Annotated in this window: 17 protein-coding genes and 1 pseudogene; 14 read left to right on the forward strand and 4 right to left on the reverse strand. The window is 51.2% G+C overall.

Translation table 11 applies throughout. From position 1 onward, the window contains the following. Nucleotides 1–290 precede the first annotated feature (290 nt). From ACPW75_RS11620 to ACPW75_RS11685, 14 genes are all read left to right on the forward strand, one after another. On the forward strand, nt 291–1,310 hold the full coding sequence (locus ACPW75_RS11620) for a Fic family protein (protein WP_162901874.1): 1,020 nt from the start codon (nt 291–293) through the stop codon (nt 1,308–1,310). A 277-nt stretch (nt 1,311–1,587) separates the two neighbouring features. Then, a complete protein-coding gene (locus tag ACPW75_RS11625; RefSeq protein WP_118880889.1) occupies nt 1,588–2,496 on the forward strand; it encodes a nuclease-related domain-containing protein in 909 nt (302 codons plus the stop codon). Between the two features lie 198 nt (nt 2,497–2,694). After that, nucleotides 2,695–4,194 (forward strand): hypothetical protein, encoded by a 1,500-nt coding sequence (locus ACPW75_RS11630; protein WP_240332687.1) that lies wholly within the window; start codon nt 2,695–2,697, stop codon nt 4,192–4,194. A 110-nt stretch (nt 4,195–4,304) separates the two neighbouring features. After that, nucleotides 4,305–4,880 carry a hypothetical protein gene (locus ACPW75_RS11635; protein WP_118880888.1) on the forward strand — a complete coding sequence of 192 codons (576 nt, stop codon included), beginning with the start codon at nt 4,305–4,307 and terminating at the stop codon, nt 4,878–4,880. 197 nt (nt 4,881–5,077) lie between these two features. Then, nucleotides 5,078–6,322, forward strand: a complete 1,245-nt coding sequence (locus tag ACPW75_RS11640; protein WP_118880887.1) for a hypothetical protein — start codon at nt 5,078–5,080, stop codon at nt 6,320–6,322. Between the two features lie 408 nt (nt 6,323–6,730). Continuing rightward, on the forward strand, nt 6,731–7,624 hold the full coding sequence (locus tag ACPW75_RS11645; RefSeq protein ID WP_118880886.1) for a helix-turn-helix transcriptional regulator: 894 nt from the start codon (nt 6,731–6,733) through the stop codon (nt 7,622–7,624). 126 nt (nt 7,625–7,750) lie between these two features. Then, nucleotides 7,751–8,419 carry a TM2 domain-containing protein gene (locus ACPW75_RS11650; protein ID WP_202007713.1) on the forward strand — a complete coding sequence of 223 codons (669 nt, stop codon included), beginning with the start codon at nt 7,751–7,753 and terminating at the stop codon, nt 8,417–8,419. A gap of 12 nt (nt 8,420–8,431) precedes the next feature. After that, nucleotides 8,432–9,121 (forward strand): hypothetical protein, encoded by a 690-nt coding sequence (locus ACPW75_RS11655; RefSeq protein ID WP_118880885.1) that lies wholly within the window; start codon nt 8,432–8,434, stop codon nt 9,119–9,121. A 160-nt stretch (nt 9,122–9,281) separates the two neighbouring features. After that, nucleotides 9,282–10,724 carry a hypothetical protein gene (locus ACPW75_RS11660; protein WP_425904462.1) on the forward strand — a complete coding sequence of 481 codons (1,443 nt, stop codon included), beginning with the start codon at nt 9,282–9,284 and terminating at the stop codon, nt 10,722–10,724. 437 nt (nt 10,725–11,161) lie between these two features. Beyond that, complete coding sequence (locus ACPW75_RS11665) at nt 11,162–12,289, forward strand: hypothetical protein (protein WP_111899569.1); 1,128 nt, start codon at nt 11,162–11,164, stop codon at nt 12,287–12,289. Between the two features lie 88 nt (nt 12,290–12,377). Further along, nucleotides 12,378–13,541, forward strand: a complete 1,164-nt coding sequence (locus ACPW75_RS11670; protein ID WP_111899568.1) for a site-specific integrase — start codon at nt 12,378–12,380, stop codon at nt 13,539–13,541. 137 nt (nt 13,542–13,678) lie between these two features. After that, nucleotides 13,679–13,870, forward strand: coding sequence for a hypothetical protein (locus tag ACPW75_RS11675; protein ID WP_111899567.1), 192 nt, complete (start codon nt 13,679–13,681; stop codon nt 13,868–13,870). Between the two features lie 24 nt (nt 13,871–13,894). Next, entirely contained in the window at nt 13,895–14,350 is a 456-nt protein-coding gene (locus ACPW75_RS11680; RefSeq protein ID WP_111899566.1) for a hypothetical protein, read from the forward strand. A 59-nt stretch (nt 14,351–14,409) separates the two neighbouring features. Then, entirely contained in the window at nt 14,410–17,298 is a 2,889-nt protein-coding gene (locus tag ACPW75_RS11685; RefSeq protein ID WP_111899565.1) for a hypothetical protein, read from the forward strand. A 107-nt stretch (nt 17,299–17,405) separates the two neighbouring features. Here the strand turns inward: ACPW75_RS11685 and ACPW75_RS11690 are convergent, their stop codons facing one another. The 4 genes and pseudogenes from ACPW75_RS11690 to ACPW75_RS11705 form a co-directional block, all read right to left on the reverse strand. Further along, entirely contained in the window at nt 17,406–18,944 is a 1,539-nt protein-coding gene (locus ACPW75_RS11690) for a helicase-related protein (protein ID WP_404833755.1), read from the reverse strand. 261 nt (nt 18,945–19,205) lie between these two features. Further along, a pseudogene (locus ACPW75_RS11695) lies at nt 19,206–20,279 on the reverse strand (DEAD/DEAH box helicase); the annotation flags it as partial. Next, nucleotides 20,227–22,152, reverse strand: coding sequence for a hypothetical protein (locus ACPW75_RS11700; RefSeq protein ID WP_111899564.1), 1,926 nt, complete (start codon nt 22,150–22,152; stop codon nt 20,227–20,229). The gene ACPW75_RS11700 and the pseudogene ACPW75_RS11695, both read right to left, overlap by 53 nt. 798 nt (nt 22,153–22,950) lie before the next feature. Then, nucleotides 22,951–23,370: a DUF2787 family protein gene (locus ACPW75_RS11705; RefSeq protein WP_042014322.1), complete on the reverse strand. Its 420-nt coding sequence runs from the start codon at nt 23,368–23,370 to the stop codon at nt 22,951–22,953. Nucleotides 23,371–23,413 lie beyond the last annotated feature (43 nt).

The raw sequence follows: 23,413 nt of genomic DNA on the forward strand, positions 1-23,413 counted from the left end.
TGAAAGGCTTTTTTCTTTAATCTTAATGGTGCCCGAGGCCGGAATCGAACCGGCACGACGCGAACGTCGAGGGATTTTAAATCAAGGGGCCTCGTTCGCATCTCATTGCATAAAATAGCAAGCAGATGGAGCGAGTAACACCGCAAGTTCGCAACAAATCGCACCCCGTCATAGAACATCGCATACCGCTTATCACAGAATTCGCAAAGATACGCCGCCGTGTTGGTCTTGCCCCCGATCTGATAATCTCTGAGCCTTCGCATTTGCAATCGTTTCAGTCGGAGTCCCCCATGGCAGCCTATTCCCCTCCCTTCACCCTGACCCACGCCATGTTGAGCCGGGTGGCGGAGATCGCAGAATTGGTGGGGCAATGGCGCTCGACGCAGAGTTCGCAAGTGCCCATGCTGCGCCGGGAAAACCGGATCCGCACCATCCAGGCATCCCTGGCTATCGAGCACAACACCCTGAGCCTGGATCAAGTCACGGCAGTGATCGACGGCAAACCTGTGTTGGGTCTGCCCCGTGAGATCCAGGAGGTGCGCAATGCTTTTGCCGCTTATGAAACAATGTCGACTTGGGCACCAACCTCTCCTGCGGATTTACTCAGGGCCCATGGACGCTTGATGCACGGGTTATGCGATGACGCAGGGCAATGGCGTAGCAGTGGGGTCGGCATCTATCGGGGTGAGCAATTAGTGCATATGGCTCCCCCCGCGACTCAGGTTCCACGCCTGATGGAACAACTGATGCAATGGTTGGCAGAAACAGAGGCCCATCCCTTGATTGCCTCTTGTGCCTTGCACTACGAGTTGGAGTTTATCCACCCCTTTTCCGATGGAAATGGCCGTATGGGTCGCTTGTGGCAAACGGTGATCTTGAGCCGTTGGCAACCAGTGATGGCCTTCCTGCCGGTGGAAGCGATCATCAAAGAGCGCCAAGAGCACTACTACCACCAATTAAGTCAGGCCGACAGGCTGAGTGACTGCACCGATTTTATTCTGTTTCTGCTAGAGGCGCTGCGAGATGCGTTGGCCGAAGCGATTACCGCACAGCCGACATCTCAGCCCACCCCGCCAGAAAAAGTGAGGGTAGAAACGCCGGTAGAAATGAAGGTAGAAATGCGGGCAAAAACACCGGATGCAGTGTTGGCGCTCTTAGCGAGCGAGCCTGCCCTGACCCTGACACAAGTAGCCGAGCGAATAGGCAAATCGACCAGCACGGTGGAGCGAGCAGCTGCCGCATTAGTTAAAGCGGGGCGATTGCGCTTTGTTGGTCCGCGCAAGGGTGGGCATTGGGAAGTGTTGTCATAGGACTGCTTGCTAAGGCCACCGAGTGAGTTGCTACAGCCGCCCAGCTTCCGGGTCGCATCAGTAAACATATAACCAGCCAAGTAAACCCAAGCGCAACGAACCCCATTTGCGCACAAAGGAGGCGCAGTAACTCTCTGTTTTATCTCACTAACACCACAAGGTGTAAGATCTCCATTGGGGATAATCAGATACTGTGATACTTGCCCCACATCCCAATGGATAGACTCCTATAGGTCAGCTAACCTGAGCTCACCACATCCCCAAAAAGACGCATGAAATGGAATTCTCGTCGCTCGCGGTATCTGTTCTGGCAACTACTGGCTTGTTCTTGTGCCCAATATTCTTATCTGTCGGGATCATCTTGTTAATAAGAAAAAGGCTTCGCTCACATCGGGTCAGCCCGTTGACCGCCGACCTGCTCAGGCCAGCGGGTCACACCCTGCAACAGCAAATCCAGGACCTGCAGATAGACCTCTTTTCCCAAATGCTATTCACACCATTGATCATGATGATGGTCGGGTTCTACCTCTTGTTACAGAGCTATATCGATAAGAGGGCCATGAGCACGACTGTGATGCTGATTTCCGGGGTCGTCATGCTGGGTATCTTTATCTATGGCACAACCAAAACTTACAAAATGGCCAGCAAGGTTCAGCCCCTCAAGCTGGGTTATTCCTGTGAGCTGGCAGTTGGCCAGAAGTTGGACCAAATAGTTAGGCCCCAACAGCACCCCTATCGAGTTTACCACGATATCCCGTTTGATGGATTCAACATCGACCATTTGATCATCTGCCCTAACGGGGTCTTTGTCATCGAGACTAAGGGTCGCTCCAAACCCATCAACAATGGAGAAAAACAGTTCAAGGTTCGGGTCGAAAATGATGCGCTTCACTTCCCAAACCATGTTGAAAAAGCGCCGCTCGAACAGGTCCGCCGTAACGTCACCACTGTGCGTAACTGGCTCAACAGTGCAACTGGGACCGAAGTCCCGGTAGGTGGCGTTCTGGTTCTACCTGGCTGGTTTGTGGATTTACGCCAGAAGATCACCTTCCCCTACATCGTCAGTGCCGCTGCACTCCCCAAGCAACTCCCCCAATTTAGGGCTGGCTCACTTGAACTGGCCCAGATCCAGGCCATCGCGCACCAGGTAGAGCAAAAAGTACGGGACGTTGCCAAGGCTGGCTAAGAGATCTTCATTGCCAACTGATATTCCATCAGTCAGCAAGTCTATCCCTCCCCCCCTTGAATGCCCCTCAGATTGAAGCTCTTGGGGTATAGAGGAATACAGGGGGATTCGCAGCGATGAATTTGAAGCCACCCATTGCGGGTAAAAAGCCAGCGGCGCTATTGTACTAATTCTTTTTTTGCACAAGGAGTGTGCTCGATGTCTATCTCGCCCATGGATCTCGCAACTTATTACGGTGTCGATGACATTCCTGCTGCCCTATCGATAGGCGATAACCTCCATAGTTTGCTCGTAGCCATATTCAGGAATGAGCCTCTGACTTCGCCCCGCTACGACATTCTAGCCAGCTACGATCTCAACGCCTTGAGGGACTTTATCAACGGCGATATGACTCTCCCTGAGTTCAGACGCCAATCTGCGGTAGAACAGGAGCAGCGCCGTTCTAAATCTCTTTACTATAAGGGCCGAAAGATTGTGCATCGCTACCAACCTTCAATCACGAAGCCCTTGGCTGCTCAGCCAGACGACAAAGCTAATATAGAGAAGACCAGTCAAAATCCCACTTGGGATTACCTGCAGAAATTCCGGATCAAAAATGGTCTGGCCGATGGCCAGAATTCTGTGTCCCTCCCCCCGCATGAACTGGCCAAACAATTCTGGGTGGATGATATCACCAGTGCGATCACGGGCGGTGCCAGGTTGCACAGCCTCCTTGTCGCTGCCGGACAAGGCGCGACGATATCAGCAGCAAACAGACAATTTCTCTTGAACAGGGGGTTGAATGCCTTGCTGTGCTTCTTGACCGGCGAACTCTCCCAAGAGCAGTTCGACCAAAAAGGGAAAGCAGAACAGGAGCAACGAAACGAGCTTGCACAACAGAAACAACGCGAGATCGCCGTTCAGAAGGCTGTAGATGAAGAACGTTATAAAGCCGAGCAGAAAGCCCGAAGTGTGCGACTTGAGGCTGAGCGGATTCAGCGTGAGAGTGACCCCAAGTACATCGCACGGATGAAGAACCAAGCACTCAGGGAGAAGTATGGTGTAACTGGATATGTCGAATCACATCACCTCAAACAGCTCATGGCAATCCTTCTCAAGCTGGATGCAGGTACACGGCTACTGGAGACTGAAACCATCTGGCTCAAGAGCAATGGCCGTGAGTTCGAGACAAAAGAGATTCTGCATACCTACAACCGACTCGAAGCGGATCACTGGCTAGCGGAGTACCGCAACAGCAAGAACCCATGGAGTGCAGTCAATGCCAGCGGACACTTGCGTAAATGCGCAGCATCGAATGAGGCGATTGCGCTGCTGAGTGCCATCCCAGCCAAGAGGCAGGGTCAGCCAAAGCTGAAATCCGCCATTCTCACCACGCATGGTGGTGCGATGCGTGACCGTGGCGAACATACTGCAGCATTGAACATGGGCGCTGAAGCTCACCGCCTTCAACCCAACAACTTTCGCCCCTGCACACTACTTGGTGCAGTCTGTATCGAGCTTGGCAACATTAGTGAGGGACATGAGTGGTATTGCAAGGCGGAAGCCAGAGGCGCTGGCCGTGACAGCATTATGTCGGATGTCAGGTCGCTTCTTACCCGGATGACAGCCGATAAGCGTGAAGCAGTTATCGCAGAGCTGTTGCGCATTCATCCCGAACAGTATCGATGGCTAACTAAGTGGCGTCAGGCCAAGGCGTAACTGACATTATTGCTAGCAAACCGAGAGTGAATCGCAACCCGCTGGGAAGTGTCTACATCACTGGTGGCGATTCACCCCACATCAACCAACTCTCTACATGAGGAGTCACCATGCCACATAAAATCCCGCTGCTCTCTGCTTTGACCTGTGCCGTCAGTCTCATTGCCTCACCCGCCATTGCCGCAAATACGGGCTTTAAAACCCTGACTGTCGGCCTACCCATCACCACGCTCCAAGCGGTCAACGATGGTCTGATACGCTACGACTGGCGCAGTGACATTGATGAAGAATTTCGCGGCAAACCCAAGGCAGGCGAGGGATTCTTAGGACGACCAACTACGGGTGAGTATTACTATGCAGTCTACCAACATAAAGTGTTCTCCTTCGGCGGTACCCAGGCATCGTACCAAGACGACTCCGTTGCTTCTGTCAGACAGGCTAAGGCAGACTTTGAGGAATTAGTCAGTCAGGCGACCAATACCTTGAAAGTCAAGCCAGTGATCATCCGCACAGTGAAGGATAAATCGGTACCGTTTTTTGAATGTGTAACCGACAGCATGTGTGGTAATTACAGCGCAACCTACACCATTAGTGCCAACGAGGTCTCGATCAAATTGATGCAAGACCGTGATGCAGAGAACGGTGGCCGCCAGCTCAACGCGGGAATGCGCGAGATCCTTAAGTAAAATGCTTCTTCTTTAAAGCTTTTGTGAAGGAAGAATCATGCGCAGTTACCCGCCTGCGCCGTGAGCCAAAAGCTATCGGCTGGTAATGTGACCAGTCACGCATTCATAATGCGTGACTGGATTTCAGGCTGCGAGTAAGCTGCACAAAACAAATAAAAAGGGCCATCTGGCTATTTTTACTAATCTTTCAGGGATAAATGATGAAAGCACTATCTAACATTAACACTTTAGATCTTCCTACATTCCTGGATAGGAATAGGATTACCCAAGATGATTTTACAAAATCAAATATTGACTGGGAACTATTGAAAACTATTGGGTTAGAACACTGGTCGCTATTTGATGCCCGGAAAGAATCAGCTGAATTCTTTGCCAAGGTAATTCAAGGATGCAAGAAAGTTCATTCGGTCAGATGGCGCGTAAAAGATCCTGAGCATCTAATGGAAAAGATTGTCAGGAAGAGAATTCCGGATAGTAAAAATTTTAACAAAGACTACCTTGATATCAGCATTGAAAATTATCATGAAATAGTAACTGATTTAGTCGGCATTAGAGCGCTTCACTTATTTAAAGATGACTATATAGAGATCGATTCATATCTAAGAGACCGATGGAATCACTCTGTGACTGAAGCTCCCATTTATTATTACAGAGCTGGTGACGTACAAGATTCGGTTCCCGAAATTTTTAATAAAAGGCAGCATCCAGCTGGATATCGTTCCATTCACTATATTTTTGAGTCTCAACCATTAAATAAAAAACTATTCACGGAAGTACAGGTCAGAACCATCTTTGAAGAAGGATGGAGTGAAATAGATCATAAAGTTAGATACCCTAACTTCTCTGAAGAACAAACCATCATGTACTTTCTAGACATATTTAACAGATTGGCTGGTAGTGCAGATGAGATGGGAAGCTTTGTTAAAGCATTAGATGTTGAACTTAAAAGCAGAGCTGAATTACTTGCAATTGCTACAAATGAAAGTCAAAAACTAAAGCTAGAAAATGAGGAGAGCATGGCATCGATTGACCGATTAATCGGTGAGCTGGAAGCTTCCAAAGGACAAATTAATGCAAGTAGCAATGTCATTAAAAACTTGAAACATGAAGTGGAAAGACTAAAGACCACCTCCAATATTCAATCGTCATTGGATATTAGCCATGCTGGCTGGCTTAATGGAAAAACTATGAAGCAAAGAGCTTCGGAGATCGCATTAGAAAGTTCACATTTAGCTGCTTTATCTGCAACTCATAAGCTTGGACTTGGTGTCCCACAGGCTTTGTTGGATGCAGCTGCAGCTGCAGCGTCACGTACAATCCCTCAGCTTGGCATATCACATGCAGACATAGCCAAATTTGGAGGGGTCAACACCGATCTCGAAAACAAAATGCTTAATACTGTTACTCCAACTTCAGCCAAGAAACCCAAAGAGAAAAAATAGAACTCTAGCCAGTGTATCCGTTGTGGATACACTGGCGGCTCCGGTCGTTCGTCAAAACCGGATTGATAAGCTGATCTTCATTGGCAGCCTAATTCCCCTACAAACCGCAAACTATTCATAGGGATAATTCGGCACCTCTCCCAGTGGGAGGATATTGGTGTCACTGTTGAGCTGCTCAATAGCATCAACTCAGGTCCATCTCTGGACAAGCAGCAACACCTCACCGAACGGCCCTTCCTGGCCCGCTCAATCGCTTCTCGCCGGTTGATAACAAAACCCCTCTACTGATGACAAAAGCCCATCGCCGATGATGGGTTTTGCGAAAAACTGCCTGTCAGCCAATTCGTCACGCCGTGTCGCGGCCTGTTTGGATAATCGACGACACGGTTATTCCCCTTCTGTGATGGTATGCACGAACACGACAAGATTGCTCAGCGCCTCGGTATGCTCCTCACCCGCCTGTACAGCGGTGAGAAGCTGCACCTGAGTGATCTGGCCACCGAGTACAACGTCACCGTGCGCACCCTGCAGCGGGATTTCAATCAACGCCTCAGTTATCTACCGATAGAGCATCGCAGCCAGCAATACTGGCTGGATCCGGAGTTCCTCAATCACAAGAGCGACGGAAAGGTGCGAAAGCTGGCCGAGCAATTGGGTATCACCGACCTGTTCCCCCACGCCAGTGAACATCGTCTGGGTCAGCTGCTGGATAGAGGCACCCCCAGCCTCTTCGCCATCAAGGGGTTCGATGCTCAGTCCGCCGACTCACTGAGTCATCAGATACCGGTATTAGAGCAGGCACTGACCCAGCATCTGCAATGCTGGCTCATCACCAAAGACCAGCGCAAGCAACTGTTTAGCCCCTATCAGCTCGTCAACTACAAGGGCACCTGGCACTTGGTCGGCGTCAGCGAGGGGCGGTTGCAAGCCTATCCGTTGAGCTCCATCGCGCTGGTTGAGCTATCGCAACAGACCTTCACCCGTGACGCGCTCATTGCGCGACAGATCGATACCGACCCGACGCTCTGGCGCTCCGGCATGATTGAGGTGCTACTCAAAGCCAGTGCCTCCATCGCCATCAACTTTCAGCATCGTCCGTTGTTGCCCGAGCAGGAGATTGTCAAAACCTTCGATGACGGTGCGCTGTTATTGAGCAGTCGCGTGCTCGATGCCAATCAAATTCTGCCCGTCATCAAATCCTGGATGCCGGGCCTGACCGTGATCTCACCCGGATTTATCCATGAGCAGATCATCCGTGATTTACGCCATCTATTGACCCTGATGAGCCAGGCTCCGCCCTGACCCATTTGTGACCAACATCTCGATTTATACATCTGACGACAACGTATGATATGCCGCGACACAACCTGTCGCCACTGATTCACATTGTCGTCAACCATCCCGCAGTCGATATCCAAGGAGTAGTGCATGAACACCATCAGCCTGCAAAAAGTGTCCGACAACACTCTTTGCTCCACCAGTCCCTATGAGCCACTCTTCGAGCATGTCGCCGCCCATTTGCAAGCCCAGGGCGGGACGTTAAAAACCATCGAGCGCACCCAAGGCAGGATCGAAGCCGCATGGAAATATGGCTTTAACCCATTCGGCATGCGTATCACCGTGAATTTCGCCTCTCAAGGCAATGAGACCATCCAGCTCACCCTCAATGGCTCGTTTGTCGATGCCATCGATACCTTTGGAGCAGCCAAGAAGAAAGCCAGGGCAATCACGGATGAACTGCTGAAGCCTATCGATATCGCAGCATGGCCGATTAAAGAGGGGGCAACATCCTCCCAGCACCCCTCTACCGCGACCACTCCCCCGCAGGCACCGCTAAACGGCGCAAACGCCGTTGCGCACCGTGGCAAGCGCAAGGGGCTCACCGCTGTGCTCGCATTCTTGGGCGGCGGCATTGGTCTGCATAAGTTCTACACCGGGAATTGGGGCTGGGGGCTTATCTACTTAGCGCTCTGCACCACCGGCCTTCCCCTGATCTTGTCCGTGATCGAGTTCATCCGTGTTTTGTGCCTGACACAGGAGGAGTTTGACCGTCGCTATAACTACCGCCCCATATCCGCGTTTTCATGGGTGTGGTGAGGAGCGCCTTGTATGAACATAAAAACTGCAGTCGGATTACTGATGCTCTGCTCGACAGGCGCTTATGCTGGCGTACTCAGCATGCTGGATGTGGCAACCCTCAAGGAAAGCGAGCTGGAGATGTGCCCGAACATCTCCGTCGAGAAGATGGTCAACAGCTTTTTCGAAGATCCCGAGTGGACCGGCGGGAAAGCGGCGGATGGTCGGAAATTGGTGAATGTCAGCGGCACCATCACCTATGCCAGTCAGCCTGCACGGGCCATGGTGCAGGTCTGGATGCAAGACGATGGTTTTTCTGTGGAGGCGCTGGAGATTAACGGACGACCACAGCCAGAGGGGATGCTGGATCTTCTGCTAGAGAAAATGTGCCAGAGCGCCAGAGGTACCGACCATACAGGAGATCCACAGCAACAAGCAGTCGAGCTGCCGTTCACGGGAACTCGGTACTTCAACTTCGGAGGTGAAAATGGGATTCAACAATCCATCACTATCGCCCCCAATGGACGCGTCACATTGAGATCCCATGGTGCGACCGCTGTCTCCGTCGATTATCAGGGCATGTATGAAAACCCACTGCTGACCCCGGCGGGTAACTACCGCGTCCATGCCGACAAGATATATCTCACCGACGAAGGCGGAGACTTCCCTGACCCATCAGAGTGCGAGGTCATCGTGTGCGAGACAGAACTGTCTGCACCTTGATGCACTGAAGCTAAAAACAACGACAAGCACGGTGAATAGAAACGCATAAATTAGAGGCTAATCAACATTTTATAGCCGTACACCGAGATAAAATTATCACGATGATAACGGACCATGCTCTGGACGTTATCGCATACCAATAATAAACGGGAAACTAACAATGAAGAAAACCCCCTTGGCCATGGTGTTGATGGCTACTTTGTCAGGCTGTGGCGGTGGTGGTAGCGACGGTGGAAACACGGATAGTCCAACCCCACCGAGTGCCTCCTTGGCGATGTCAGGAAAGGCGATTGATGGATACATTCAAGGCGCGACCGTCTATCTCGATCTCAATTTCAACCGTCAGTGGGATGATGGTGAACCCAAGACAACCACCAATGATGCCGGTGATTATCGGTTAGAGCTGCCGGTAGACCTGCAAACCTGCGCTCAATACGCCCCCTTGGTGGTCGATGTGCCGGTAGATGCCGTGGACCAGGATCTTGGCCCTGTAACAGAAGCCTATCAGATGGTCCTTCCTCCCACCTTTGCCCCCATCACCAAGGATGATGTCTACCATGTGACGCCGCTGACCACGGTGCTCTGGAGCAGTGTAGGAAGTGAGCTGGCAGCCCAATCACAGACGACTTGCCAGACCGTCATGGCGAACCGGCAAAAGCAGGAGCAGTTGATCGCCTCGATGAAACAGGCCGTCAGCCGTGTTGTCAGTCACTACAACATCTCTGAGCAGAAGCTGTATGCGGACTTCATCGCCAGCGGTGATAGCGAGACAGCCACGCTGGCCCAGGAGATCGTGCGCGGCTTGCAGCAGTCTTTTACCGAGACAGAAACCTTGAAACGGGAAAACCCGGACGCCAACTTTGTCTATGTCGATTACCACAAGGGGGATAGTCGCGACCACAACAATGCCTATCCGGATGCCTGGTATCGTGAAATCCAGTTGCAAGGGGCAGCCCAGAGCAGCACCGAGCTGGTGAAGGTGAGCGATGATTTCGCGCAAATTATCAAGACCATCATCTACGGTGAAGAGCGCCAAGTGACAGGCAATAACTACACCTACACAACCCGTTACGACTTTGAGTCGCGCCATGGGGACAACACCCCCTATAGCTGTGACATCAAGGAGACCCTCTCGACCCGCTCGAACGGAAAAATGTACTCACTGGAGAATCTGGCCGAAGCATCGGCAGAGAGCTTCAACGACTGTGCTCCTGACGATATGGCAGCAGCGATCACCCACCGCTACGCCTTCATCAACTACAGCAACAACGATCTGAGCTACTCCACCCAATTCATCTATAACCGGCAGGCGGGCGCATTCAGCTTCCTGAACGACTGGGTCGGTCTGGAAGGGCAGCTATCCACCCTGAACATGGGTGAGCTCACTGCGGCTCTCGAAGCCCTTCCCTATCCGTATAACGAACCATCCCAAGATCCTGATGCGGCTAGCTGGGTCAAGAGCATGACGGCCAGTGAAAATGGCAATACCATCAAAACGAGCTATAACAGCAGCGGCCTCTATCAGAAGCAAACAACCTATGCGGACGGTACTCATAGCCTGGAATGTGGCACGGACGGCATAAACTGGGGAGCCTGTCAGTAGTCCGGCTCCATAGCGCGGAAAACGCAGAGGTCAGGGTCGGTCGGCACTGGCCTCTTTTTCGCACAGCTTAGCTAAAACGGAACGATCCTGACTAATGGCCGAGCCGCATCTCCTGATCCAGCTTCAATCGCCCATATGAAAATCCATCATCCTGCGCAACACGCGTGAAATGCGCATTGCAGCCTGCACGTAACCATATGATTGATCGACGAAGAAGTAATAGGTGTAACAGCGCCATTGGGGATACATAGTGTACTGGTCCAGGGCAGGAGCTGGGGGAGGCGATGACCTGAGGGATGATTTAGGAAACAACGTCATGGCAACCCACCGTAGTTGCTTGATCTTCAATGCTATACCAGCTCTTGCAGCGAGTTGAGGATCATGGATAATCAGGAAAAATACTATTAGAAGCGGTTATTCTCACCTTAGGACTTTTTATGCAGCACAAATATCTAATTGATGATAACGACCCAGATATCGCATATGTTCTTGAAAATCACCCTGATTATTCCCCTGATCTCGTATTTGACGTCACTGGCGATAAAGTTACGTTAAAGAAGCAGTCCATACAAATTTACTCTGAGAGTGAAACTTCTCGTCTAGAACAATACTACAACTTAGAGCTACTTAGTAAATATCTGCACTACCTTCATGCCGAAAGTGTTAAAAAGACTAATGTGCAGGCAAAAACTCTCGAAAATTTAATTTCTTTTTGCTTAAGCCTTTTTGGAAAAACTGACGTAAGAGAAAGTTTAACTGGAGAAACTAAACGCTTGTACGTTGCACTATTAGATGAGTTTGAAAAGTGCGACCAAGTTTATAAATCAACAACGGATGCCTATTATTATCCTGAGCATAATGAACTCACCGAATACGCAACAAACCTTTCCACCCTGCTGATATCATTCTTAGATAGAGTAGACATTCCCTCATATATTAAAATTAAAAGTGATAAAACAAAGAGAATGAAAATAAAAGCGCACTTTGCTCGAGGACTGTTTATTGAGCATGCGATTCGTGTGCTAGCTAAGATAGATGTAAACACTTCCACTGCCTACGCAATTGATAAAGCCGGGTTTATAGGAACGGTTTTTAGCATCGCAGCTTTCCAGGTTCTGACAAAAATCGCCGACGTTGGGGAACTTGAAGACCGCAGGTCTTGGATTAAATCCCCTGATGCATATGCAATTTTAAACATGAGGAACGAGCGATTCCAAGGAACAAAAATAACCAACAGTGCCGTTCGAACTATCACAAGAAACTTATACATCAAGTTAGTCATATATTATTTGGAAAGAAATTGGGATCACGTCTCCGCACTATACAGTACGCCAGGGAAGCCCTTTACATACACTATAAACAACCTATTGCTTGTTTTGATAAGCATTTGTGATGATGTTTTTGTTTATGACGGTGCCACACCAATCGACCTCTCTTCTAGGCCGAAACTCGACAACCTTAAAACCCGGCATGAACATAGAGTGATGCGGCGTTATCTTAATAAGATTATCGGAAAAAATGGACCTCTCCTGTCTGAGCTGACAAATAATGAGAATGCTACTTAACAAAAATGACATTTCCTGAATGCATGTGATGTCAATGATGTAACCACCCCCGATGGCCTAGCATCCTCCTTTTTCTGAAGGAGGATCTATGTCCATTACTAATCTGAAACTGACAAAACGAGCACTTGAGACCTTACCACCACCAGCCAATGGCAAGCAGCAGGTATATCGTGATGCTGACGTAAGACAGCTATACGTGTACCGGTACGCTCTATCTACGTCTTTCGTCTTCGACACAACCCATCGTTACAAACGGGTCTTCGAGACCATTGGCCCCTATCCGCAGCTCTCCATCCAAGAGGCCAGGGACGAGGTGCATGCGAGGCTCCATAAACTTGCCCGCAATACGTATCCCCTGGGACAAAACAAAACCCTCCAAGAGATCTTTGAAACCGCCTACCTCGACGATCTGCAGCTGCATAAGCGCAATACGCAGTCAGAGCTGTCCAAGGTCAGAAAACACATTCTGCCAGAGTTTGGAAGCCGTCGCCTAAAAACACTGGATCGCCAAACCATTGTGGCCTTCCAAAGGCGACTTGCTGAACACCTCAAGCCTGCCACTGTGAACAAGATCTTGTCTGCCCTGTCGAGGATGCTGACCTTGGCCGTGGAGCACGGATACCTCTCTGTCTCACCGATGAATGGGTTACGGCAACTCAAGGAAAATAATGAACGCAAGCGGATCCTGAGCCTTGATGAACGCTCACGTTTTATCGATGCATGTTATGCCCAAAACTCGGAAGCAAGTCGGTCGCTATTACTGTCTCTCTATACAGGGATGCGAATTGGGGAGGTGTGCTCCATAGAACAAGCCCACTTGCACCTCGATGAGGCTTACCTGATCCTGCCTACGACCAAGAATGGATTACCTCACCAAGTGGCCCTGACGTCTCATGCCATCAGGCTCATCGAAACACAGCAACTACTGGTCAACAAACAGAGGTTCCTTTTCCCCTCCTCCCAATCCTCTTCAGGGTACATGAGCTACCCACGGCATGCCTTTCAGCGGATTTGTGCTACAGCAGGGATCAGTGACCTTTGCATTCATGACCTCCGCCGAACCTTTGCCACAGAGCTGATGCTACAGACGGGTGACATTGCCATGGTTGCGCAGGCCCTGAACCACTCATCACTACAGATGGCGATGCGATATCAGCAACGCACCACGACCCACTTACTCCCTCATATCAATGCTACTCAACAGCAATGGCTCTCTGAAGACATACCACAGCCCACAGCGTGTTGCAGTTGAGTTGCGCAGAACACCACAAAGACCCATTTGTAACCAAAACACACAAAATTCCGCAATGCATGTGTTGTCAATGCTTTGGGGGGTCAACTTCTGAATACTGCAATCCAGTCGCACGAACAGGCAAACGAGAGGCAGTGATGGACGGTGTACATATGTTGACACGAAGCGAGTTAGCGCTGCGGTGGCGCATCTCAAAAAGCTGGCTGGACAAGCAAATGATCATCGCACCCGAGACGCTACCTGCATTTGTCACCATCGGGCGGCAAACCCGGTTCCCACTAAGTGAAGTGGAGAAGTGGGAACGTAAACAACTGCAAAACCAAAATTAACAACCCTAACCACAGGAGGCTCTCATGAGCACAAATAACACTCAACACACCGCTGCCTATCAAATCGTAGGTGCATTCATCAAAGTGAACGATGGTTTGACGAACCTCGGCACGATCAGCCGCGTTGCACACATGCAGCTCAATGATCCCGACCAGCCACATGCGCTGATGGCATGGTCCGACAGCAACACATACCCGGCCATTATGTACAGGAGCAGTGACCGACAAGAAATCGAGGAGCGCTTCAAAGAGGTCTCTAGTCTCGTGCTCAAGCAAAAGAAGCGCAAGTTCATCCGAACCAAGAAGTTACTGGTCGCAACAGACCTGATTGCCGGTTGCACCCCGATCGTAAAAGACGCCAATGTCTGGATCAGTATTTCCCTTCTGTTGCCGGACACCAAGCCCCTGTGGGTTGCATGCGACTCTAAAGAAGAACTTGATGAGGACATGGAGGCTATCGAACGCCAGCTAAGCGCCTAACCGTATTCCTCTTCAATAAAGGGTCTCCAAGGAGGCCCTTTTTTTACGAGCCAACACGCATGAAAAGACAAGAAAACCCCGCACATAATGCTGGAGACACGGCGGTGAGCTTTCCCTACGCAGATACCGACCTGCTGCCGGAGCTTAATAACAGCCCCCTTCCCGATGACTACGGCATGCTCAACGACGAGCAACACCAGAGTGCATTGGCGCTCGCGATTGAAAGCGCACTCGACCCCTGCCAGTACATGAATGCTCCCTCACGCCTTCCTGACTGGATGATAGATGGCCTGAGTTCTGATGTGATTGCGGGAGACCCCGACATACCTGATTACCTGCTACCCGTGCAGGAGAATTCTACCAACAAGGCACTGCGGTTACGCACTCAGCATTATCTCAAACCGGGAGAGACAGTAACCCCGGCCAAAGGGGCTAGGCTCCATATCGGCATAGACAGCGAATACGTTTACAATCCCGCGACAAAGCGTAACGACATTCTCTCCTACCAGTTCTTTGCTATGACAGAGAAAGGAGAACATTCAGACATCATTTACCCCGCATCCAATCGGACATCTGATCGCCTGAGTTTCGATAAATTCCTCGGCCACATCGTAGTGGTATGTAAGGAAAAAGGGATACTCACGGAGTGGCCCAAACATGTCTTTGTGTATGCCCATTTCCTAAGAGCAGACCTTGCCTCATTTGGCGACTTCTGGCGGTTCAAAACCCAGGTTAATGGCATTCGCCGAACAGTGGCGTCAGTAAACAATGCCTATGGCATCGATCTTGAGAACGTCTTGCACCGTCAAGCAAAACCGGCCCCGCTGATTTTGCGAGACAAGCAGCGTAAAGCACAAAGAACCTTGATCACCTTTGTCGATACTATGTTACACACCCCTGGTGGTGCGGGCCTTGCAGCCGTTGGTGAACTCATTGGCTTACCCAAATTGTCTCTCCCTGCGGGTCAGTCTATTGATCGCATGGATGAACTACTTGCCAGCAACAAGGCAGCCTTTGAAGCTTATGCCCTGCGCGATGCCGAAATTGCAGTCAAATATGGCCTTCAACTCCATGCATTCGCTAAGACACTGGGGCTTTCATCCCTGCCAAAGACGATTGGAGGCTGTGCCACATCGGTGTTCCTGAAACATCTGCGCGAAACGGGCCAAGACCGGGATCAGCTATTTGGAACTCATGAGGTGGTGCAAACTGGATGGAACAAGAATGCATCCAGACCTGTGACCAAGAAGGCCCGGGAAATGGCCCCTGAAGCAAAGCTATTCGAGGGTTTTGCCATCGATTGCTACCACGGTGGACGAAATGAATGCTTTTGGGGTGGCCCGACCCCACTATCGCTCTTCAACGATTTTGACCTCAGCGGAGCCTATACCACAGGGCTTGTTGACCTTTTTCCCCTTGATTATGAGCGAGGGCGAATGACCACCAACACAGCCGAGTTCTGTGGCCATGTCTTTGGTCTTGCTCGCGTTAAATATAGATTTCCATACGGGACACGTTATCCCAGCCTACCGGTGCGTACTGAAATTGGCCTGCTGTTTCCCCTCACTGGTGAATCTTTCTGTACCGCACCAGAGATCGAGGTCGCACTCCGCATGGGTTGCCAGATTGAGATACATCAGGGTGTCATCATCCCTTGGGCAGATACGACGCAGCGCCTGTTTGAGCCCTTTGTCTCGCAGGTTCGGGAAAAACGCCAATCGTATGTGAAGAAATCCTTCGAAGAGCTGCTTTGGAAAGAAATTGGTAACTCTCTCTATGGCAAGCTGGCACAAGGTCTGAGGGGCAAGTCAGCCTTCGATACATCCAGTGGATTGAGCAAGCCCATTGAGCGCTCCGCCATCACCAACGCATTCTTTGCCGCGCATACGACCGGCCTGATCCGTGCCGTACTCGGAGAAGTCTTGGCCTCCATCCCCGCTCACCGAACAGTGGTGAGCGTCACGACAGATGGCTTCCTCACCGATGCTACATATGACGAACTTGTGTTGACTGGCCCGATATGCCGCCGCTTTCAGGAACTGGGCGAGCGACTGGATGGCCCTGGCTTTCGGATGCTGGAGCAAAAACATCAGGTTAAACAGGTCATCGCGATGAAGACTCGTGGTCAACTCACCTCAGAAGGCGTTGAGGGTCAGCCCCAGATCCTGGCCAAGGCTGGGGTTAAGCCCCCCTGCACTAAGGAGCTGCATCAGGCGTACATGCTTGACCTGTATCTGAATCGTGCCCCCGGCCAAAAAGTCGATAGTGACCATTTAATATCTACGACTGAAATGTGGATCAATGAACGCGATCTCGTATCCGTGAGCAGGTCAAAGACCCTGAATCTTGAGTTCGACTTCAAGCGGCAACCCATGCTGCCATCAATGCAGAGTGTGCTAGGCACCGAGCATATTTGTTTTGATACACGCCCCTGGTCGACGGTAGCTGCCGCTATGGAGCAACGTGTGGTATTCGATAACTGGCGGCGAACGAACTGCCTGAAGACCCTCAATGACTGGGAGAGCTGGGAGGATTACTTCGTCTGCAAGACGTCGATAAAAGGATTGCCAATGCGTGTGACGGATGAAGGTTCGCTTGGCATCCTAAAGCGGGTTTTCCTGCGTGCTTATACCCAGTCCGCTTTCGGTATGACGAAAACGATGGGGTACGATGAGCTGGCCGAATGGCTGACCATCAATGGCTGCCCAACCAGTGTTGATGACTGTAAGTCCGCCAAACGCGCCAAGCTGGTCGGGCAGTGTGTACCGGTGACGACACGCACCGTCCGCCTGGTGCGGGTGATCCTGCAAGAGTGTCCGGGGTTAGATCTGGGGGCGATGTTCAAGCCCGAGGACATACTTCAGCTCCAAGACAGACTGAACAGAGCCAAGGCAAGGATGGCGCAAATCACGCAGGATGCGCCGAGCCATGAAATGATAACTGATTGATTTATATATTAATATCTGGCTGGTGTAATAAAGCGATTGGGGAAACAACATAGTGGTTGCTTCCCCCTTCTCTTTACGTGGCACTGATAAGATGCACTACAGATTCCTTAAATCGTCCAGCCGGCGCTGGCCCATTGCAGGCTTTCCGGAATTATGTAGCGGTTACTGACATTGGCGAGCCGTTGATTGACGGCACTTTCAGCATCTGCAAACAGCGCCTTGCAGTGCTCTGACATCGGTTTTAGCTCGGCAGGTTGCGCTGGCTGCAGCAACCACTGCCCAATGGCTTCGGTATTCAACTGCGCGCCCCCCTCATTGACCTGAATGGTCACGAACTCCTGGCGCATACGTTTTCCCTGCAATCCTTGCCAGCGCAGCATGGCACCAAACAGCGCTCCTTCACCTAGCTCATCTCCCTGCACCACTGCAGCCAGGCCACCAAAGTCGTAGTCACGTGCCTTGTTGAGCAGGTACTGCATGAGTGGCGAGTTGAGATCGAGCATTTGGGTATCCGGCCGATGGGCCGCTAGCTCGCGATCCAGGGTGACATCCATACGCGGTGACGCCTTGGACGACATGCCTAGCTCGCGCATCACTAGCTCCGGCAAGCGGATACGCAGCAGCTTGCTCTTGTGGGTGCGTTCGACGACGTCTATACCTAGCTGATAACACATACCCAGCACGAAGCTGAGCAGGTGTTCTTGAGTGATTTCCAGCTCATCACGCAACTCGTTAGCATCACTTCTGGCCGCATACTCGAACAGTTCACGCTGCTTGGCGATTGCTGTATGCGCTTGGTGCAGGGCTTCATCAATGCGCTCGCGAGTGCGCTCGATCCCCTGCAGTGTGGCCGCCTGCAGGATATCCTCGACATCAATGAGCTCAGCCAGTTCCCCGAGGATCTCGTCTTTCAGGCCCTCGTTGAATTCATCTTTCTGTACCACAGCCATGTCATGAACCACAGAGTCGATGCGGTCGTACAACAGGTCGATGATCTGCTGATCCATGGTGTCAGGCTGGTGGATGTTGAAGACCACTACCTTTTTCTTCTGGCCGTAGCGATAGAGGCGACCGATCCGCTGAACTAGACGCATGGGGTTCCAGGGTAGATCGAAGTTAATCATGATATGGCATTGTCGCTGCAGGTTGATACCTTCGCCACCGGCCTCGGTGGAGATCAAGAACTGGCCTTGATCCTCAAATCGGGTAATGGCCTCTCGGCGCTCAGTATGCCCCATCGAGCCATTTATAAGCTCGACTTTGTCTGCGCCGAAATGACACCGCAAGGTCTCGCACAGGTAATCTTGTGTCGTGCGGTACTCGGTGAAGATCAACACCTTTTCTACGGGGTTGGCTGCAAGAATCTTGCGGATGACCTCATCGATGAAGAGCTGGAGTTTGCGGTCGTTATGCTTGAGCTGTTCAGCTTCCTCGATCAGATCATTTAGCAGCATAATTTCCCCGGCGAAGAACTCCTTGGCGTTTGTTGCCAGCTGCTCTTCCCATTCGCCGAAGTAGCGCTCGTCGACCGGCTCATCTGTTCCATGCTCGCCGTTGAGTTTCTTTTCCAAGCGAGCCAGGCGATTGCAGAGCGCGTTGAGGATTGCCGCCGAGCTGGATGCAGCCAGCTTGCGATAGACCGTCATCACGAAGCCGATAGCGTTACCTGTGCGCCCCATCTCCACACTAGCTGCGTAGCCACGGCGTAAGTAATCCTGCAGGCCCTTATCAAAAGTCTGTGATTCCTCGCTAGCAGGCACTTTCATCGCGCGCGTGATCTTCCCTTGGAAGATGAAGTTACCCTCAGCATCGGTCACATCCGCTTTGTGGTTGCGGTAGACCATGTCATGGAGGATTTCCGGTTTGAGGTTGAGCATCAGCAGCTCGCGACGACGCTTGGGACGCAACAGTTCGAGCAAGGCGATGAACTTGTCCTGCATGCCCTGGTGAGGCGTGGCACTAAGCAGCAACATATGCTCAGTTTTTCCGCGCAGACTGGCTGCCAACGAGTAACGATCAGAACTGTCGAGCTTTTGCCCGTACTGGCGGCGACTGAGGCGATGCCCTTCATCGAAAATGATCAGGTCCCAATCCTCGGCCTGCAGCAGACTTGCCAAGTGGTCTTCCTGCTTGAAGCGATCCATGGAGCCGATCACGTGGTCATGCATCTTCCACTGACGCGGCTCGTTGATGGAGAAGTCTTCTCCGTAGATCTCGAACTCATCCAGCTTGAACTTGTCGTAGAGCTCCTCCTGCCATTGTTTGGTCAGCCCAGCTGGAGTTATCAGCAGAACCCGCTTGATCTGTCGACGCTGATGCAAGGCATGCAAGAGCATGCCGGTTTCGATGGTTTTACCGAGCCCCACGTCATCGGCAATCAGCCAGTTGAAATTGCCTGAGGCCAAGATGTGGTGAACCAAGTTGATCTGGTGTGGTAAGGGCTCGATATCCAGATGCGAGAGCGCCCCTGTGTTCTCGTTCCAGGTCTCGATGGCATGCGCGAGCATGCGCAAGCGCATGCGCTCTGCATCCAGTTCCTTGCCTGTGGCTGCTGTGATAAAGCGGTGCTTGGCGCCTTTCACTTGGCGCAGGTGCTGATAGGGCAACCAGTGCCGCTCTCCACTCTCCGGAAAATCGACCAGCACTTGCTGAGAGCCCGCCAGGATACGCTGCTGCATGATGCTGCCAATACCCAGCGAGCGCACACCTGTACCGGGAGTCGCATCCTGAACATCCATGCCGTTCTGGAAACCAGAGCCAACCAAGCTGGCGTCAACCATGCCTTGGGAGCGCTCAGGCATGAACCAACTCACCTGCAATTGGGAGCCACTGTCTCCGTGAGCCATCTTGACCATGCCGTAACGGTACTTTTCGCCGCTGGGCAGGGGTTGGCTAACCCAGCAGCCGGTAACATGGGTAAGACTTTGATCAGACATCGATTGAGATCTCCTTGCTCGTTTGCGTGGCCATTGAATACGCATCTACAGGAATGGGCTTGTCACTCGCATAGCAGCTAGGTTCCTGGGGGTGTTTGGTTTGAAACACACCGTAAGCACGTAGCTTGGTTGTCTGTTCGATCACCAGCAGATCACTAATCCCAAGGTCGCTGTACTCCTCGACAGGTAATTCATGAGGACTGCAAAAGTTGAATGGCAGACTGGCGGGTAAACAGCCAGGTAGGTTACAAATCCGAAACCAGAGGAAACGGTTGAACGAGCGGAATGCTCGACGGAGGCTAGACCTGTCGTACCAGTACTCAAACAACGATTCGATGAACTGCTCGATTTCCTCTATTTGCGGCAATGATTCAAAGGCTCGAATCAGCATCAAGGCTGTCGGCCATGACATAACATACTGTGACAAGTTGCTTGAACCGTTCCTGTCATAGGCAATCCAGTAGTAGTCATTCTCAGCCCAAAGTGCTTTCACATGAGCAGCCAGGATCAGCTCATCTGGGCTCATACCTTTGTCAATTTCTCGCTCCAATGCTAGCCGAGTGGCACCCCACCCGTTCATCACAAAAATCTGCTGAACTAAGGGAAGCATCGATAATGACCAGCCCGCTCGGCTAATCAGCTCTACTGCTTTCTGCAGAGCTCGATCTTCACGGCTAAGTCTTTCATCAAACAGCTCAGTATCAGAATCGAAGCTACCTTGGCTGTCATACACGTCGTCGGGATCAAAGGCATAAGCCGCAAATTCGTCGTCATTTTGGTCATCATGAATGTCAAGTTCATCAGCTACACCAAAATAGAGATCATCCTGCTCGACCAATATCTCATCATTGTCGAAGAAGTCATCCTCAGGCTCATAACTATCAGGCTGATTGACTTGATACCCTTCAAAATCGAGGGCGAATTCATGTGGATCGCAAAAATCTATACCACCAACCAACTCTTGAATATGGCTATCGCTGTAGTAGCTCTCTGAACCAGAAGGCCACTGATAATCAATTATTGCTTCCTTAGGTGTCTGAGGCAGTTGAGGGATTGCTTCACAGAGAACGTCGTCCACCGTTACAGATACCTGTGTTGAGTGTGACGGGACTACTTTGAAGTGGGGGGCATGGCTCACTAAGGTCTTGGGCCCCTGCGCCGTTGACGCCACATCCACAGGCTTACATGCACGAGCTAAGGATAGGGTTTCGCGCTCATTGGCAGAAATAACTCGCGTATCCTCAGTTACTGACAATGGAACCGGCAAAATAACCGTTTCATAGACTTCGTCCCGCAAACAGGGGAAGGGGTCTAGCCCGACAAAAACACTGGCATCAGCGGTAATGTATTCCAAATCAGTAGCTGTGATCGTCTCATCATCCCTCTCTGAGACGACATCGACTTCTGGAGACAGATCAAGAAAGGCGCTCTGTTGCCTTTTCGCCAGAAAAGCCTGTTGCATCAAAGCCGCCGCCTGCTTTGGACGGCTCTGTAGTATGTAGACTCGTCCTAAGAGATCTAGAAGCTCAGGATCTTCGTTTTCAGCAAGTTCTTCTTCAAGCAACTCTTCTGCGGCAACTAGCTTTCCGGAGCTCACCAGGACGTTGACTGATTGAAGCAGTTGTTCACGGTTGCGGGTTTTGTGAGCTGGCAAATGAGCAGCCTTGTGACGATCGCATAGGCTTTTCAGCTCAAGATTTCTAATAATGTCTAGTAGATCCGGATGGTCTCGCAGAATATCGCAGGCCACAATCTTGGCCTGATCCAGTTGCCAATCATCTAGGGTCTGACCACGCGAGTACAACTCATTATCGGTTGTACGCTCCTTCAACAGATCCAGAACATGTTTTTCCGACTCTGTGCTGCCACGTTGAGCCAGCAAGTCCCTCAGGCTATGCAGCAGGTCTTCCCAATCCATCAACAACTCCAAATGACCCTTAGCCTTATGGACAATGCAAACCTCAGTCTATGGACCGCTCTTGTTATCCGTTCGAAACAGACTATGGCAATTCTGTGGTCTCCAGTAGCCAGATACCGAGCAGTGCCACACGTATTTACGTTGGCGGATGCCATATAGTATGAGCGCCCCAAACACGCTTCATACTTATGCAATGCAATGCAATGCAATGCAATGCACGATCTCGTTGCTCTAATGTGGCAATCAACGCTGCCATCCTGGCTGTCGCTACCAGATTGCTCAGACCTCAGGTTGTGACAAACACTAACTCATGATGCGAGGGAGTCCTACCTTATCACCTCATTGAGCTGATGGACATTTGCGGCCATCACACAATGAGAAGATGCTCGAACTTTCTTTGTTGTCGACGTTCAATGGACAGAGACGCTTTGGGACTGACTGCGCAGCCGCCCCCTGTTGCATAAGATGATGACCACATAACTAACTGATAATTAATGTAAATCAGGCTTGGTGGAATAACGCTATTGGGGATACACACATATCTGTCTTTCTCCCTCCCCGCCGATGACAAAAAAACAAGCCTCCCAGCCACAGGCCGGGGGATACTTGTTTTGGGGATGGTGGCTGAGAGAGACACCTGAAGCAGCCGAAGGATGGACTAACCTACTGAGCCGCTGACCGGTTTCGTGTTGGGTTAGTCCATGGCTCTTTGCCCCGCATGGAAAGGTAAACACAGCAGCACCGCTGCCAGAACCAAACCGCCGCTGATTCCTGTTCCTCTCCTGTCCGGTGCGACGGTTACGCAGCCACTGAGACGGTAAACACGCCCATCTGGTAGTAACTGACGAAGTTCGACTCCCACATCGTATAGAGCTCCCTGGCCGACGCGGGTCCCATCTGGCCGTAACGGAGCAGGTAGTATTCTTCGCTCAAAAAGTTGAAGTCGATCTCTTTGACCAGCTCCGCCATATCCTCCGGCCCCTGATAGCTAAAGTCCGTCACGTAATCGAACTGCCACTGGTCTTTACGCTTTAGCAGCCGTATTTCTACCGGATGGAACCCACCACGAACCGGGCCGTAATCCGGGTCTCGGAAGTTGAAGACCAGACTGGATTTTCCCTTCAGCACCATTCCAGATCTAACCAGTTCCTGATCCAGAATACTCATCAATGCCTGACTGACAGGCAGGGCAAAATCGCCCGCAAATGGGATCGTCATAATCACCTCAGATTGGTTGTTTGGGGGGGCTCACCCTTGGGCA

It is taken from the genome of Aeromonas sp. FL131, from assembly GCF_049860615.1.
Lineage (GTDB): Bacteria > Pseudomonadota > Gammaproteobacteria > Enterobacterales > Aeromonadaceae > Aeromonas > Aeromonas hydrophila.

Bases quoted from the DNA above. Each gene is read 5' to 3' on its own strand.
- ACPW75_RS11620 (WP_162901874.1), top strand. From the start codon at position 291: ATGGCAGCCTATTCCCCTCCCTTCACCCTGACCCACGCCATGTTGAGC.
- ACPW75_RS11625 (WP_118880889.1), top strand. From the start codon at position 1,588: ATGGAATTCTCGTCGCTCGCGGTATCTGTTCTGGCAACTACTGGCTTG.
- ACPW75_RS11630 (WP_240332687.1), top strand. From the start codon at position 2,695: ATGTCTATCTCGCCCATGGATCTCGCAACTTATTACGGTGTCGATGAC.
- ACPW75_RS11635 (WP_118880888.1), top strand. From the start codon at position 4,305: ATGCCACATAAAATCCCGCTGCTCTCTGCTTTGACCTGTGCCGTCAGT.
- ACPW75_RS11640 (WP_118880887.1), top strand. From the start codon at position 5,078: ATGATGAAAGCACTATCTAACATTAACACTTTAGATCTTCCTACATTC.
- ACPW75_RS11645 (WP_118880886.1), top strand. From the start codon at position 6,731: ATGCACGAACACGACAAGATTGCTCAGCGCCTCGGTATGCTCCTCACC.
- ACPW75_RS11650 (WP_202007713.1), top strand. From the start codon at position 7,751: ATGAACACCATCAGCCTGCAAAAAGTGTCCGACAACACTCTTTGCTCC.
- ACPW75_RS11655 (WP_118880885.1), top strand. From the start codon at position 8,432: ATGAACATAAAAACTGCAGTCGGATTACTGATGCTCTGCTCGACAGGC.
- ACPW75_RS11660 (WP_425904462.1), top strand. From the start codon at position 9,282: ATGAAGAAAACCCCCTTGGCCATGGTGTTGATGGCTACTTTGTCAGGC.
- ACPW75_RS11665 (WP_111899569.1), top strand. From the start codon at position 11,162: ATGCAGCACAAATATCTAATTGATGATAACGACCCAGATATCGCATAT.
- ACPW75_RS11670 (WP_111899568.1), top strand. From the start codon at position 12,378: ATGTCCATTACTAATCTGAAACTGACAAAACGAGCACTTGAGACCTTA.
- ACPW75_RS11675 (WP_111899567.1), top strand. From the start codon at position 13,679: ATGGACGGTGTACATATGTTGACACGAAGCGAGTTAGCGCTGCGGTGG.
- ACPW75_RS11680 (WP_111899566.1), top strand. From the start codon at position 13,895: ATGAGCACAAATAACACTCAACACACCGCTGCCTATCAAATCGTAGGT.
- ACPW75_RS11685 (WP_111899565.1), top strand. From the start codon at position 14,410: ATGAAAAGACAAGAAAACCCCGCACATAATGCTGGAGACACGGCGGTG.
- ACPW75_RS11690 (WP_404833755.1), bottom strand. From the start codon at position 18,944: ATGACGGTCTATCGCAAGCTGGCTGCATCCAGCTCGGCGGCAATCCTC.
- ACPW75_RS11700 (WP_111899564.1), bottom strand. From the start codon at position 22,152: ATGGATTGGGAAGACCTGCTGCATAGCCTGAGGGACTTGCTGGCTCAA.
- ACPW75_RS11705 (WP_042014322.1), bottom strand. From the start codon at position 23,370: ATGACGATCCCATTTGCGGGCGATTTTGCCCTGCCTGTCAGTCAGGCA.